The sequence below is a fragment of the Adlercreutzia sp. ZJ138 genome (assembly GCF_011038935.1).
In the GTDB taxonomy this organism is placed as follows: domain Bacteria; phylum Actinomycetota; class Coriobacteriia; order Coriobacteriales; family Eggerthellaceae; genus ZJ141.
This window is the reverse complement of sequence record NZ_JAAKEA010000013.1, coordinates 14,447-28,044: the sequence shown is the minus strand read 5'-3', so window position 1 is coordinate 28,044 and position 13,598 is coordinate 14,447. Positions and strand designations below refer to the sequence as shown.

The 13,598-nt window shown below is 56.5% G+C and carries 13 protein-coding genes, 1 other RNA gene and 1 riboswitch; of the genes, 5 read left to right on the top strand and 9 right to left on the bottom strand.

Translation table 11 applies throughout. From position 1 onward, the window contains the following. The first annotated feature begins 141 nt into the window (after positions 1-141). A complete protein-coding gene (locus tag G7Y43_RS06600) occupies positions 142-1,311 on the top strand; it encodes a sensor histidine kinase (protein ID WP_165045297.1) in 1,170 nt (389 codons plus the stop codon). Further along, positions 1,308-1,925, top strand: coding sequence for a response regulator transcription factor (locus tag G7Y43_RS06595; RefSeq protein ID WP_165045295.1), 618 nt, complete (start codon positions 1,308-1,310; stop codon positions 1,923-1,925). Before G7Y43_RS06600 ends, G7Y43_RS06595 begins: the two co-directional genes overlap by 4 nt. A 101-nt stretch (positions 1,926-2,026) precedes the next feature. On the opposite strand, the gene thiD is transcribed toward G7Y43_RS06595, so the two are convergent. The 4 genes from thiD to G7Y43_RS06575 form a co-directional block, all read right to left on the bottom strand. Then, on the bottom strand, positions 2,027-2,818 hold the full coding sequence (gene thiD, locus G7Y43_RS06590) for a bifunctional hydroxymethylpyrimidine kinase/phosphomethylpyrimidine kinase (protein WP_165045388.1): 792 nt from the start codon (positions 2,816-2,818) through the stop codon (positions 2,027-2,029). A gap of 72 nt (positions 2,819-2,890) precedes the next feature. Then, on the bottom strand, positions 2,891-3,490 hold the full coding sequence (locus G7Y43_RS06585) for a cysteine hydrolase family protein (protein ID WP_165045293.1): 600 nt from the start codon (positions 3,488-3,490) through the stop codon (positions 2,891-2,893). A gap of 116 nt (positions 3,491-3,606) precedes the next feature. Beyond that, positions 3,607-5,097, bottom strand: coding sequence for a phosphomethylpyrimidine synthase ThiC (gene thiC / locus G7Y43_RS06580; protein ID WP_165045291.1), 1,491 nt, complete (start codon positions 5,095-5,097; stop codon positions 3,607-3,609). Further along, positions 5,089-5,263: riboswitch (TPP riboswitch) on the bottom strand. It overlaps the preceding gene by 9 nt. 121 nt (positions 5,264-5,384) lie before the next feature. Continuing rightward, positions 5,385-6,554: an ATP-binding protein gene (locus G7Y43_RS06575; RefSeq protein ID WP_165045289.1), complete on the bottom strand. Its 1,170-nt coding sequence runs from the start codon at positions 6,552-6,554 to the stop codon at positions 5,385-5,387. Between the two features lie 249 nt (positions 6,555-6,803). Between G7Y43_RS06575 and G7Y43_RS06570 the strand changes: the two genes are divergently transcribed. After that, on the top strand, positions 6,804-6,995 hold the full coding sequence (locus tag G7Y43_RS06570; RefSeq protein WP_165045287.1) for a hypothetical protein: 192 nt from the start codon (positions 6,804-6,806) through the stop codon (positions 6,993-6,995). A gap of 416 nt (positions 6,996-7,411) precedes the next feature. On the opposite strand, the gene G7Y43_RS06565 is transcribed toward G7Y43_RS06570, so the two are convergent. The 3 genes from G7Y43_RS06565 to G7Y43_RS10815 form a co-directional block, all read right to left on the bottom strand. Then, the gene (locus tag G7Y43_RS06565; protein WP_165045285.1) at positions 7,412-8,191 is read right to left on the bottom strand and encodes a hypothetical protein; all 780 of its coding nucleotides are present in this window, start codon (positions 8,189-8,191) and stop codon (positions 7,412-7,414) included. Positions 8,192-8,359: 168 nt separating this feature from the next. Beyond that, positions 8,360-9,004, bottom strand: a complete 645-nt coding sequence (locus G7Y43_RS06560) for a thiamine diphosphokinase (RefSeq protein ID WP_165045283.1) — start codon at positions 9,002-9,004, stop codon at positions 8,360-8,362. A gap of 166 nt (positions 9,005-9,170) precedes the next feature. Then, positions 9,171-9,407, bottom strand: a complete 237-nt coding sequence (locus G7Y43_RS10815; RefSeq protein WP_370514654.1) for a DUF1016 N-terminal domain-containing protein — start codon at positions 9,405-9,407, stop codon at positions 9,171-9,173. A 259-nt stretch (positions 9,408-9,666) separates the two neighbouring features. On the opposite strand from G7Y43_RS10815, the gene rnpB reads away from it, so the two are divergent. Then, positions 9,667-10,027, top strand: an RNA gene (gene rnpB / locus G7Y43_RS06550) — RNase P RNA component class A. A 220-nt stretch (positions 10,028-10,247) separates the two neighbouring features. Continuing rightward, positions 10,248-10,934 (top strand): MBL fold metallo-hydrolase, encoded by a 687-nt coding sequence (locus G7Y43_RS06545; protein ID WP_165045281.1) that lies wholly within the window; start codon positions 10,248-10,250, stop codon positions 10,932-10,934. On the opposite strand, the gene G7Y43_RS06540 is transcribed toward G7Y43_RS06545, so the two are convergent. Together G7Y43_RS06540 and metK are read right to left on the bottom strand one after the other, a co-directional pair. Next, positions 10,906-12,165 carry a putative ABC transporter permease gene (locus G7Y43_RS06540; RefSeq protein WP_165045279.1) on the bottom strand — a complete coding sequence of 420 codons (1,260 nt, stop codon included), beginning with the start codon at positions 12,163-12,165 and terminating at the stop codon, positions 10,906-10,908. The two genes, G7Y43_RS06545 and G7Y43_RS06540, sit on opposite strands and share 29 nt — an antisense overlap. A 47-nt stretch (positions 12,166-12,212) precedes the next feature. Further along, a complete protein-coding gene (gene metK, locus G7Y43_RS06535; RefSeq protein WP_165045277.1) occupies positions 12,213-13,478 on the bottom strand; it encodes a methionine adenosyltransferase in 1,266 nt (421 codons plus the stop codon). Positions 13,479-13,598 lie beyond the last annotated feature (120 nt).

The following is a 13,598-nucleotide window of genomic DNA, read 5'->3' as shown; positions in this document are numbered from 1 at the left end:
CTGCGCGCACTTCCTTTGTTTTTTTCAGTATCCGCATCGGGCGCTTATCGCGGAAGTGACTTTTGTCACGAGTTTCCCATCCTCGCTCATGAGGTGCCGATTGCCGCTGCGTACAGCGGTGTCTTGCCGTATGATGTTTGCATGGAACGCGTGCTCGACAAGCTTATTGTGTTTTTGGGGTGCTGCCTTGCGCTCGGCTTTGTTGCGCCCCCATCGCTTACGGTTGTCGGCTTGCTTGCAGCCGTCATTGCATCGTCGCTGCTTGAAGTACTGCCGGAAAAAACGAGGTACACCGCAGCCATCGCCTACCTCGCCCTGGCGCTCGTGGTGGTTCCTTGCGCGCTGTTCGTGCCCCTGATTGCCTATGATTGCCTTCCCCACGGACTCAGTGAATGCGGTAAGCATTGCTACACGCCAGCAAAGCCAGATGCGGTGAGGGGTTTACGCACCATGCAGCTTCTGTGCGCTGTAGCTTTTGTGGGTGTCGCAGTGCGCCTGTCGCTTTCCGTGTGTGCCATAATCGCGGTTGTCATGGCCGTGTCTCTCTTGCTCGCCTGGCGCACGAGCCGCCTATTACTTCAGCACGACGAACAACGCGCCGCGCGCGATGAGCTGCGTGAACGTTCGCTTTCCCTGGAAGCGCGCAACCGCGACCTACTTGACCGGCAAGACTACGAGGTGCGCGTGGCTACCCTTACCGAACGTGGGCGTATTGCGCGCGACATCCACGACAACGTAGGGCACCTGCTTACCCGAGCAGTGCTGCAAACGCAAGCCCTCCAGGTAACGCACGCCAAAGACGAACATTTGCAGGCGCAGCTCGCCCCTATCGCAGCAACCGTGAGCGAGGCGCTCGACGCCGTGCGCAAAAGCGTACATGCACTACACGACGACGCCTTCGACCTGCGCTCGCAACTTGAGCGATTGGTTGAGCAAAGCGAGCTGGAAAATGTTAGCTTGCGCTACGAGATCGACAACGCACCAAACGCAGTGGCGTATTGCTTTGCCGCCGTAACGCGGGAAGCACTGGCTAACGTGGCACGACACAGCAACGCGACGCGCGTGCAGGTTCGAGTAGCTGAGTATCCGGCACTTTGGAACCTCACCATCACCGACAACGGCAGTGACGAAGAAGGCTCCGCGCGCACTACCACCTCTGCGGGAATCGGCTTGCGTACCATGGAAGAGCGTGTCGGCGCGCTTGGCGGCACCTTTCGCGCAGGGTTTGACCGGAACAAACACGGATTTGTCGTGTTCGCTTCCATTCCGAAAGAACGCGTTTCATCCTCAAACGAAAGGCGCACCGTATGAAGGTCATGATTGTTGATGACGATCCGTTCATCACCGAATCGCTCAGCACCATTTTAAATGCGGAAAACGACATTGACGTGATCGAGCGCGCCCATGGCGGCGCACAGGCGATCGAGTGCTTCGCCGCACTTGCGCCCGACGTGCTGCTCATGGATATTCAGATGCCTGGAACCGATGGCCTGGCCGCCGCCGAAGCTATCCTGCGTGAGCAGCCGTGCGCGCGCATCGTGTTTTTGACCACGTTTTCCGACGACGAGTACATTGTGCGAGCACTGCAGTTAGGCGCGCGCGGCTACCTGATTAAGCAGGACGCCGCCAAGATAGCGCCAGCGCTTCGCAGTGTTATGGCTGGCCAAAGCGTGCTGGCAGGAGACGTAGTTGAGCGGGCAAGCACCCTTTTGCGTCGTACGCCGACATCCTTTTCGCATCCCAATCTCACCGAGCGGGAATGCGCCATTGTGGAAAAGATCGCCGAGGGGCTTGATAACCGACAGATCGCCACTGCCCTCTATTTGGGAGAAGGAACCGTGCGCAATCACATTAGCGTCATCTTGCAGAAGCTCACGCTGAAAAACCGCACACAGATCGCAATCTTTTACTTCCAACATCAGTAACACGGAGCGCCAGCCAACGTCGCCAGTCTTGACGCACATACAGGCGACGTTGCCGCCCCATCTACGTACCGTCTACACAGATGGGGCGGCTTTAAGCAGCGCTAACAGCCCGGCTCAACCCCATGATCGAGGGGGCCACTTCCCCGCCCTAAATCGAGCTGCGCCTCAAGGGCACGTGTCAGGTATGCCTTTGCCGCACGAACGGCGTCTTCTATACTGAGCCCCTTCGCTAACCCGCATGCGATAGCCGATGACAGCGTGCAGCCAGTGCCGTGCGTATTGGGATTATCCACACGCGCAGCGCAAACCCACACGCCTAGCCCATCAGGCAAAAGCAAATAATCGCTCGCCGTGGCGCTACTGCCATGACCGCCTTTCACCAGTACGGCTCCCGGCGTAAGGCTTGCAATAGCAACAGCAGCACGCTCCATGTCGGCTTCACTCTCAACGGGAAAGCCAGCAAGTGCGCATGCTTCGGGAATGTTGGGTGTGACTACTGCGGCAAGTGGGAACAGCTTATCGACTAACGTCGCAACCGCCCCGCCTTCGGCAAGCGCACTGCCGCTCGTAGCTACCATCACCGGATCAACCACGATGTTTCGAGCCCCGTTCCGAGAAAGCGCGCGAGCGATGGTAGCCGCAATGTCGCCCGATGACACCATGCCAACCTTCACCGCATCGGGTCGAATGTCGTCAAACACCACGTCGATCTGCTGCTCCACGAACGCCGGCGGTACATTCTCCACCCCAAACACGCCTGTGGTATTCTGCGCGGTAAGTGCGGTGATGGCCGTCTCGGCGAACAGCCGGTGTGCCTCGATGGTCTTAATGTCGGCCTGAATCCCCGCGCCCCCGCTTGAATCCGACCCCGCAATGCTCAAAACGGCCTTCATGCCCGCACCTTCGCTTTCGCTTTCCTGCTTTCTCGCCATTCCGCTTTCCAGCGCGGCAATCCTGTGTCGCACCTACGCACGACCGATAAGCGCACACGCTTCCTCGGTGTTAATCACCGCTGCCGCGTAGCACGCCTTCATATACTCGAGACCTTCCTCTTGGTTGCCCACCAAGAAAGTTGCCGTCGCGTCAGACACCACCACAACGTCGAAGTTGTTGAAGTAGGCATCAGCCACCGTGTGCCGCACGCAGATGTTGGTGTCCATGCCACAGCAAATGAGCGCTCGCACGCCCAGCTCATCGAGCAGCAGACGAAGCCCTGTTTGGAAGAATGCGCTGTAGCGGCGCTTCTCCACTGTGAAGTCGCTCTTTTGTGGATTGAGCAGCGGACTCGTTTGTGCTTCGGGCGTATTGGCAATGCCATGCGGCCCCCACAGCTCAAGCTCACGGTCGAGCCCGGGAAGGTGAGCGTCGTTCGTAAAGATTACGGGCATGCCCTGCTCGCGCGCTACCTCACACAAACGCGCCGTGTTCTGGATGGCGGGCAGCAGCACACCTTCCAACGGCGTTTCGCGCGGATCGCCCAGCTCGTCAATGACCAGCAGCGCGCAGTCGCTCGCGCGCAATCCATCAACGTCAACAAGCGCGGTATTCTTCTCGTCTCCTAGCATGGTTCCTCCAAATTCTTCTGATTCCCAAACGCGAGCAGCTTATCGAATGGTCTTTCCGTCCGTTTCGCGCACGTCGTTTCGCACACTTCGTTTCGCGCGATTCGTCAGGCTTTTCGTCAGCGCTCTTCGCCTAAATCGATGGTGAGGCCATCCATAATCTGATTCACCGTTCGCATGGCGCACATCTTACCGCACATGGTGCAAGTTCCCTCCGTGAAAGGCGGTGCGCTTTCGAAATAACGACGCGCTTTCGCGGGATCGAGCGCGAGGGTGAACATGTCGTCCCAGTCGACACGGCGGCGGGCATCGCTCATGCGGTTGTCTCGATCGCGCGCTCCCGGCACGCAGCGCACCATGTCGGCAGCGTGTGCGGCTATCTTGGTTGCTACCAGCCCTTCACGCACGTCATCGGCGTCGGGCAGGCGTAAATGCTCCGCTGGCGTTACGTAGCATAGAAAGTCCGCACCACTCGAAGCGGCAATTGCTCCGCCAATGGCGGCGGTGATGTGATCATAGCCCGGCGCGATGTCGGTCACCAGAGGCCCCAGCACGTAGAAGGGCGCGTTATGGCACAGCCGCTTTTCTAGTTTCATATTGGCCGCAATCTCATCGAGCGCCATATGCCCAGGTCCTTCCACCATCACCTGTACGCCAGCGTCCCATGCGCGACGTGTGAGCTTACCGATCTCTATAAGCTCGGCAATCTGTGCCGCATCGGTTGCGTCGTAGGTTGAACCGGGACGCATGGCGTCGCCGATAGAAATGGTCACGTCGTGCTCATGAAGGATTTCAAGCACGTCATCGTAGCGCTCGTAGAAGGGGTTCTCGTTGCCGGTAGCCTCCATCCACGCGAAGATAAGCGAGCCGCCACGACTCACAATGTTGGTAAGGCGCCCCGTTTCCTTGAAGCTGTCGATAACACGACGGTTCATACCTGCATGAATGGTGACGAAGTCAACGCCGTCTTCCGCATGCGCACGCACCACACGCAGAAAGTCGTCCGCTGTAATGTCCACGAGCGCCTTATCTAAGTGCCCGATAGCATCGTACATGGGCACGGTGCCAATCATGACAGGACTTTTTTCGATGAGCGCCGTGCGAAAAGCGCGTGTTTTGCCGGAATTCGACAAGTCCATAATGGCCTCGGCACCAAGTTCGAGCGCTACGTCGACCTTTTTCCATTCTTCGGCTTCGTCAGCAACATCGCCCGAAATGCCCAGGTTCACATTCACCTTCGTGCGCAGCCCCGCGCCATCTGCACACGTGCCCACACCCTCGGGCGAAAGCGACACGTGGTGGATATTCGCGGGGATAGCGATGCGCCCCAACGCGACGCCTGCGCGGATTGTTTCGGGATCGCGATGCTCTTTTTCCGCCACGATACGCATAGCTGGTGTTATAACACCGGCGCGGGCGAAGTCGATTTGCGTGACAGATTCGGGTGCAGTGCGTTTGAATGTGGCGAATTCCGGCGCAGTGGGTTCGGAGGCAGCAGAATCAGGTGTAGTGGGTTCGGAGGCAATAGATTCGAGCGCAGTGAGTTCGGGCGTGACGGATTGAGCTACGGTGGTTTCGGGCGCAATGGCGCATGCCTGCTTACTTGGCATGATGGTTCTCCCTTCGTTGGCATTACCCGCATCAGGTTCTTCGGGTCGAGGCGACAGGTATACACCGCGCGCCCCCTCTCAGCCCACCGCCTTCCGCACAGCAATGCTGCAGCACAAACGGCTGCCACAACGCAACGAAAGCATGCGAGCTCCCCGGTGAGGTCATTGTACGGTACCGGGGAGCACAGACGGGCATATCCCGCAGAAAATCGGCACCGGGCACACCCATATGCAACAAACGGCACCTGCCGGGGAATCCTCGTGTTTTGGTGTGACCCTCGTCACGCTCAGTAGTTCAACCCGAAAGCCCAAAGTGGGATAACGTTGCCGTGTCCGTACTCGATGTCGTCTTTTACGATATAGCCGCGTTCAGCCGCTTTTATTTGGTCTTTTCCTTTGTTCTTGCCACCGATTTCGAACGTCATCCCGTCGATTTCGAAATCGGAGATAGTAGAGGCGGTCACCAGATGGTTGACACGCATCTGGTTGTAGAAGAAAGTTTCTCGAACGGTGCCAACATTCTCGGTCTGTTCGCTAAGGTTCGCGAGAATGTTGGTGTTGTCCAGGTAGATCTTCTCGGTTTTGCCGAGGGCTCCAAGATTCGTGCGCTCAGTGCGTAGCTGCGCGATCATCCCCGCTTTCTCCATGTAAAGCAAGTAATCCTCCACGTTATTGCGGCTTGCGCCGATTCTGCTCGCGAGCTGCGACATGTTGGGTTTGAAAGGTGCTAACGTGCTGACAATAGCCATGAGTCGTTTGAGCTTGCGCCCGGTGGCGGCGGTCATGTTTGCGAATTGAGGGATGTCAACTTCCAAGGTACGCGTGATAACTTGATCGAGCTCAACCTCGAAATCATGATCGGTTCCGAAGGGGTAGTAACCAAGGTACAGGTAGTCTTTAAAAAAAGGGATCGGATGATCGATTCCCTCGATACGGTAGTCATGGGCGAGAATCTGTTCGAGGCTGCGAACGGGAGTTTCGATGCCGTAGCGTATGGCGAGGTACTCGCGAAACGAAAGGCCCTGCATGAGGTATTTTGGCGCGCGACGGCTCAGGTCGGCCTCACCGCGTTCGATGTCGAGCACCGATGAGCCGGTGAAGTAAACGTGAAGATCAGGGAAGGTGTCATACATGGCCTTCAGCTCACGCGACCAGTTTTCGTACTTGTGAGCCTCGTCGATGTAGAGGAAACGTCCGCCGTTGTGGTAAAACGTTTCTGCCGTGTCGTAGAGCGTATGGTTGGCGAAATACATGTGATCTGCGGAAACGTACAGCGTTTCGTCAAGCGAGCGTTCGTTGGCAATGTGCTGGAGAAACAGCGTGGTTTTACCCACACCTCGCGGACCCACGAGTCCGAGCATCGGGTTTTCCCAGTTGATCTGCCCGTAACGGTAGCGTAGAAAGTCATTGGGCGTATGAGCAAGTTGGCGCTGCATGTATTCGTAAAGTCGTTCCATGGTAAGTCCTTCATGTGCACTATGAGAGTGCACATTTTAGCATATACTGCACTCTTATAGTGCAGGTGAACGTGAATAACGCACCTGGGAAGTGTATTCTCGGGTATTTCGTCACCGCCCACGGGTCAGCCACTTGCAGACAGCGTTCTCGTCTGCAAGTGGCTGAAGCTGGCAAAAAACTCACGAAATGCGCGATTGAGCAAAGTTAGCCGTGGCTTCGGGAACTTTTTCCACGAAATGTACGATGTGATGGAGTCGGTAAAGCTCGCCGAAGCTTCAGGAAAAACAGCGGTCGTCTCTGACCAGGGAAAACGTAAGAGCAGTCTTAAGAAGAGAAGAGTGATGCTCGTTTCCTACCCACTTCTATCGCTTCAAATCGTACATTTCGTGGAAAAAGTTCCCGAAGCCACGGCTAACTTTGCTCAATCGCGCATTTCGTAGAAAAAGTGGTAACGAGCGAGGTATTTTTCACACGATTGCGCTTTCGTGAAACAGGTGGCCGAAGGCAGGGTTTTCTTTGCCTAAACACACCTGAATACGTCTTTCTCAGAGCGAGGTGTTCAATGCGGCTGGTACGGCGATGTGGTCTGGCTCCGCGACTACGACAAGCCCTTGGGAGTGGCAGCCTACAAGACCTCCAAGGACATGCCCCGTGACATTCTGCAAGAGCTTCCGCCCATTGACGAACTGAGAAAGCTTCGTGACAGTTAAGGCTGCAGGTATGGACGCAAGGCTATAGACGCAAGCTGCGTGCGTTGGCTTCGCTCTGATGAGGATGCGGTTGCATTCGGATCGCATCCTCATATATGCTCGTCATACTACCGTGGCTCTATCAGGCAGCTTGCTGAATCGATCTTTCAGTGCAGCTTGTTGTCGGCATCTTCGCCCGCTTCATCATGTTCGATGAGCACCTTTGTGAGTGAGTTCACAAGGTCGTCTGCGTCTTCCGCGTTGCAGGGGTAGAGAAAGAACACTACGTTCTGATCGTGCTTAACATCCGCATAGATATCGTAGCTTCCTCGACCCTCGATATCGGCGACCATGGCTTTGCCCATATCCTCCGCATAGAGCACATGAGCCTCGTTGTAGTTGGTCAAGCCTTTTTCCTTGTTTGCCGCCCCATACGTGATGGCTGCATAACATCCGGGATAGTGCAGAAACCTTTGTAAGGCAATGTCGAGATCGGTGTCGTTTGATTGCGAAAGATCAGTGGCTGACACCTTGACGGGCGCACGCTCAAGAAGCTGCTGTCGCACCTCGGCCTGCGAGAGCTTTTTCTTGCGTTTGTCTTCTGCTCGCCTGACGGCTTCATATGCTTTCCCTTTTGCGAATGAAGCCACGTGGACGACGTTTCTCTTTGCCAAACCAGCAGCATTCGCAGCGGCGTGTCTCGCCTGTCCGGCGATTTGTCCGGCTTTATGAGCGGCATCGGGGGCGGCCTGCTTTGCCTTGTCGAACGCGGGCTTCGCAACAACCGCAACAGCCGGTGCGGCCTTCGCTGCTTTCTTCGCAACCGGTTTCGCTGCCTTGATCGCGTGAGCGACCGCGTGCGCTTTGCTGCCGGGAAGCTTATCCACAACGGCTTCAACTACAGCGAACGCCGCATCGACAGCCTGTGCGTAATCGTTTCCTGCCATATTAGTCTCCTTTCCCGTTATGCGATGTGAGTGGTTTATTGCGACGGCTTTTCTCGGAACTTGTCATTTTATACAGGATGTTCATGCTTTTGTAAGAGGGGGAATATGTTGACGGGTGTTCTCTTTGTCACTTGCGCATAGCATATCCCTTGGCACGTTTTAATACAGCTACATCCGTAAAGCAGAAAGCGGTGTGATGATCACGATTGTGCCTGCTTCTACCGATACCGAGGCTGGATGTCCCAAAAGCTCGTTCGATAACCCCAGCGACGTGCGATTCGAAAGTGTTATGCCGTCAAGTTCCCACTTAAGCCCTTGCTCCACCACGCCGCGTGCCGCATCGCTCATCGAAAACACTGACACCACACCCCCCACTGGTTCACCGGCAAGCGAAATCTCGCCGGGGCCGGCAAGCAGCTGTACAACAACGTCATCACCAATAGCACGCACGCGCGCACCCCGTTCGGCAGCGCGCGCGAACACCTGCAAGTTCGCAAGCGTGTGATCGAGCCTGCGCCCGAGCCCACCGTATACCGAGATATCATCGAAGCCAGCCGCAAGCGCGCGTTCGAGTGCAAGCTCCATATCGCTTGCATCCTTTACTACGGGATGGCGTTCCATCGGCAGCCCCTCAGGTACGTAGCTCAGCGAGTCGAAGTCGCCAACGGCAACGTCAGCATCAAAGCCCGCACGCACAAGATGCTCAAACCCCCCGTCTACCGCAAACACCGCATCGAAGCCGTTCGCAGCAATGCACGCACGAAAGTGCGCCTCATTGAAATCACTTGCCCCCACCAACGCACACGATGCCATACGTCAACCTCTTTCCCCGTCTAAGCACCCGCTCGCACATGCTTTTCGCGTTTGCTTTCGCATACTACGAAAACAAACACTCGATTCTTCCCGCCCAGTTCGCTCCGCAATAGTTCGCCAGCTGGAATCTGAACGGCGGCTTCCTCTGAATATCGTGATCTAGACATTACTCGCTTCTTAGACCACCTTTCATTTCTGCACTTGAGAGTGCAGAAATAGATGCATCCACACCAGAAAAGCAACTCGACCACTCTTCATAATATGTGCGCATGTAATAGAGACTACGAACGGAAAACCCCTTGAGCCCAGGGAGCTCCCGATGTAGATTTTCGCTGATTGCCTCAATAGCTCCTGTACCCCATTTGCCATTACGGGTATTCTTGGAAATGCAGCAACCGACCAGGTAATACAGTTTAAGTTATGCTTCATTAGTATTTCTTGCGGTAACGCCTGTGTCTCATGAATTACACTTTGATAATAGAAGCCGCATCGCTGTAATTGGCTATTTTCTTCATATTTAGTAACTCCTTACCAACTCGCCATTCCATTGTACGCCAGCCTCACTCGCCAGGCCACATCGCCGTGCCAGTCGCATTGAACACCTCACCTTTTCTTGCGGTGCTCGTTGCGTACGATGAGCGGGAACGCTAGAATAGCACGCGCGAGTGGGCCAGGCGATCGCGCGCTTCGGCGTGAGGAAAGTCCGGGCTCCAAAGGGCAAGATGCCAGCTAACAGCTGGGCGGGGTGACCCGACGGAAAGTGCCACAGAAAAGAAGACTCCCCTGCCGAAACGGCCTGCGTGCCGCCAAACCAGGAGAAAAGCTGAAACGGTGCGGTAAGAGCGCACCAGCGCGTCGGCAACGGCGTGGCTTGGCAAACCCCATCTGGAGCAAACGCAAATAGGAACGCGATAAAGCCGCCCTTGCCAGCGTTCGGGTTGCGCGCTTGAGGCGCATGGCGACATGCGTTCGAGATAAATGATCGTCCTTCGACAGAACCCGGCTTATCGGCCCACTCGCATGCTTTCCAACCGCCGCCTTTCCCAGCGCCTTTCACCTCGTTTCTCACCGGCCCGACTGGTAGCACACCGACACCGCGCCACACATCCAACTCTACACATCAGCACCTCGCTGCCCACCGCGCAGGCGAGCTAACAGCTATAATCTTCCCCAGCCCAAAGAGCGAATCTTCTACGCATATCGTGTTACGCATATCGTACGCCAACCACAGAAAGGAAGCGGCATGTACGAAGAAATCGACGTCATCTCCCATAGCTGCGTCCGTATTCAGGGGAATGCAACCGTGTATTTCGACCCATTCGAAATGCCGGATGCACCCCACGACGCCGACATCGTGTGCGTCACGCATGACCACTACGACCACTTCTCGCCCGACGATCTGCGGCGCGTGCTGCACGATGACACGGTGCTCGTTGTGCCGAAGAGCATGGAAGAAAACCGCGAGCTTACCGACATGCATCGGCGACATCTTGTGCACAACGTCCACTTCATGGCACCCGGGGAGACGCTGCAAATCGGTGACACCACAATAGAAACCGTGCGCGCCTACAACGTGGGTAAGAACTATCACCTGCGAGAATACGACTGGGTTGGCTATGTGCTGACCACAAACGCCACACGCTACTACATAGCCGGCGACACCGATGCACACCCAGAAAACCTATTCATCAGCTGCGACGTTGCGCTGGTGCCCGTTGGTGGCACCTACACGTTTGACGCCAAGGAAGCCGCCGATTTCGTTGGTAAGATACGCACGCAAGCAGCCATTCCCACGCACTACGGCACCGCCGTGGGACATCGCGAGGATGGTGCGCGCTTCGTTTGTGAAGTAAAACGCGCGCACCCTCACATTCAGGCACTTGAGCGCATGCGCTTCGCTCTTAGCCGCGAATCGCTTCGTCGGGATTGATCGTCATCGTCTGGAAGCGTTCGGCCATGTAGTCGTTGTCGTAGTGTTCGTCAACGAAATACTCGATTGCCGTTTCCGCCGGCCTGTCAGCAATGCGCCCGTACCACCGATCGAATGCCACCAGCGTCAGCGTGCAGTCGACAATCATAAGCGCCGCGCACACGGCAGTAACCACGTAGCGAAGATTCCAAGGAATCAAGTTCACCAGCTTCAGCAAGCGCGGCAGGCACAACTTGATCCATATCACGCCGAGCACGCCCCACATGCACATGAACTTGAAGTTCGTGCGCCCGTCGATATTCAAAAACGTGCCCGAATAGTCCCACGCCTGAATACCGAATGCGTACTGCATGAACCAGCTGACGAAGAACTCGAACGCACCACCCACGATAGCGCTTACCACAAAGATCATGAACACGTTGCGATCGTAGAAGCGGTTGAGTGCAATGGTGAGCAGCGTGGCACCCACGCCGTAGATCGGGCTGAACGGGCCATACAGTAATCCCGCGCGATCCTGATAGTGCCCAAAATCGACAACGGTCATGTGGTATACGAGTTCGATCACCAACCCCAAGAAGCAGCACACCACAAAAATCCAAAACAGGTTAAAGAAGTCAAGTGCAATATAGCCCTCGCCCGTTTTGTCGCGCCCGAGCACGCCCTCTTCGGCATCGGCTCTGTCCTCCATCGAGCGCAGCTTACGCCGCAGCTGCCGTTCCTCGCGCAAGGCCGGATCGGCATACGAAGAAAGCAGCACGAATACCCCAAGGTTGATAGTGGGCAGAATAAGCGCCTCTGACGGCCCGTTTGTCATCACACTTAACACCAGCGATACCGCCAAAAGGCCACTGATGACGTAAGCCGTGCGTGCCACATCGCGGCGGTGGTTGCGCAGCAGGCGATACCCAATGCGAATCTGCATGAGCGATAGTAATAGCTCAACAGCCACCTGCAAACACATGATGGTAACAGCGGTAGCATCGACAGTGCCGTCAATGGATCCGTCGAGCAAGAACAGAACCAATGCCGTCACGATCACGCCCAAGAAGACGAAGGTGCTCGCACCGAGAATCAAACACAAGACACCGAACAACTTGAACGGCCACGGGAAGCGCTTCGATGCGGGATCAACAGCTTCGTCAGGCGCTGCAGCGTGAGCAGCGGAAGGGTCAGTTTGGTCGGGTTCACATTGCGTATCGCATTGCACGTCACGTACCGTTTTATTCGTCATGGCATCTCCTTGTCATGGCAAGTTCGCGCAGCCAGCCTGCGCATTTGTTACAATCCAACGGCGCGGCGTAATTCCTCAGTGCGATCGGTACGCTCCCAGGTGAACTCGGGAAGCTCACGTCCGAAATGGCCGTATGCCGCCGTCTTCTGGTAAATGGGCCTGCGCAAGTCGAGTGCGTCGATGATAGCACCAGGGCGCAGATCGAACACTTCATCAACAGCACGCTCGATGTCAACCTCAGGCACATGTGCCGTACCGAACGTGTCCACCATCACACTCACCGGACGCGCCACGCCGATAGCATAGGCAACCTGCACTTCGCAGCGATCGGCAAGCCCTGCCGCCACTACGTTCTTCGCCACCCAGCGCGCCGCGTAGGCAGCCGAACGATCGACCTTCGTGCAGTCCTTCCCCGAAAACGCTCCGCCGCCGTGACGACCCATGCCGCCGTAGGTGTCAACGATAACCTTGCGCCCAGTCAAACCACAGTCGCCCATAGGACCACCGATGACGAAACGCCCCGTGGGATTTACGTGGATGTCGGCGTCGGGGGCAAGTTCCACACCTTCTTCGGCAAGCACCGGGCGAACCACATGATCGATGACATCGGCGCGCAAGCGTGCACCCTCGATCGTTTCAGAGTGCTGCGTAGACACTACCACTTTCTCAACATTCACCGGCACCCCACCCACGTAACGCACGCTCACCTGCGTCTTACCATCGGGACGCAGGTAGCCAAGTTCGCCCGATTTCCGAACGGCAGTCAGGCGCTCGGCCATACGCTGTGCCAGATAGATTGGCATGGGCATGAGCGTTTTTGTCTCGTTGCAAGCATAACCGAACATCATGCCCTGGTCACCCGCACCAATGCGGTCGTACCCATCGTCGTCAGCTTGGCCGTGCTGAGCCTCGTACGATTCATCAACACCCATGGCAATATCGGGCGACTGCTCGTGGATAGCATTCAGTACGCCACAGGTCGTGCCGTCGAATCCGTACTTCGCGCGATCGTAGCCGATCTCGCACACCACATCACGCACGATTGCAGGCACGTCAACGTAGGCTTGCGTGCGGATTTCACCAGCCACCACCACCATGCCAGTCGTGGCAAGCGTCTCGCACGCGCAGCGCACCTGCGACACGTCGGCAGGTTGCCCGCTCGGCGACACGTAGCCCGCTTTCGCAAGCTCGATCTCTTTAGCGAGAATAGCGTCGAGGATGGCATCGGATATCTGATCGCACATCTTGTCGGGATGTCCTTCGGTTACCGATTCGGACGTGAACAGAAAGGTTTCCAGAGCGTCGTTGGCCATGAGATGAATCCTCCTTCATCGATGTCGGCAGTACCACCACGAAGCGCGCAAACACGCTTCAGGTTGGTGTCGGGATCGCGGAGCCAACCCTCTCCCCCGACTCTTGATAAATGGGCGCGC

Excerpts from the sequence above, each read along its gene's own strand:
- G7Y43_RS06600 (WP_165045297.1), top strand. The coding sequence starts at position 142 with ATGGAACGCGTGCTCGACAAGCTTATTGTGTTTTTGGGGTGCTGCCTT.
- G7Y43_RS06595 (WP_165045295.1), top strand. The coding sequence starts at position 1,308 with ATGAAGGTCATGATTGTTGATGACGATCCGTTCATCACCGAATCGCTC.
- thiD (WP_165045388.1), bottom strand. The coding sequence starts at position 2,818 with ATGAAGGCCGTTTTGAGCATTGCGGGGTCGGATTCAAGCGGGGGCGCG.
- G7Y43_RS06585 (WP_165045293.1), bottom strand. The coding sequence starts at position 3,490 with ATGCTAGGAGACGAGAAGAATACCGCGCTTGTTGACGTTGATGGATTG.
- thiC (WP_165045291.1), bottom strand. The coding sequence starts at position 5,097 with ATGCCAAGTAAGCAGGCATGCGCCATTGCGCCCGAAACCACCGTAGCT.
- G7Y43_RS06575 (WP_165045289.1), bottom strand. The coding sequence starts at position 6,554 with ATGGAACGACTTTACGAATACATGCAGCGCCAACTTGCTCATACGCCC.
- G7Y43_RS06570 (WP_165045287.1), top strand. The coding sequence starts at position 6,804 with ATGGAGTCGGTAAAGCTCGCCGAAGCTTCAGGAAAAACAGCGGTCGTC.
- G7Y43_RS06565 (WP_165045285.1), bottom strand. The coding sequence starts at position 8,191 with ATGGCAGGAAACGATTACGCACAGGCTGTCGATGCGGCGTTCGCTGTA.
- G7Y43_RS06560 (WP_165045283.1), bottom strand. The coding sequence starts at position 9,004 with ATGGCATCGTGTGCGTTGGTGGGGGCAAGTGATTTCAATGAGGCGCAC.
- G7Y43_RS06545 (WP_165045281.1), top strand. The coding sequence starts at position 10,248 with ATGTACGAAGAAATCGACGTCATCTCCCATAGCTGCGTCCGTATTCAG.
- G7Y43_RS06540 (WP_165045279.1), bottom strand. The coding sequence starts at position 12,165 with ATGACGAATAAAACGGTACGTGACGTGCAATGCGATACGCAATGTGAA.
- metK (WP_165045277.1), bottom strand. The coding sequence starts at position 13,478 with ATGGCCAACGACGCTCTGGAAACCTTTCTGTTCACGTCCGAATCGGTA.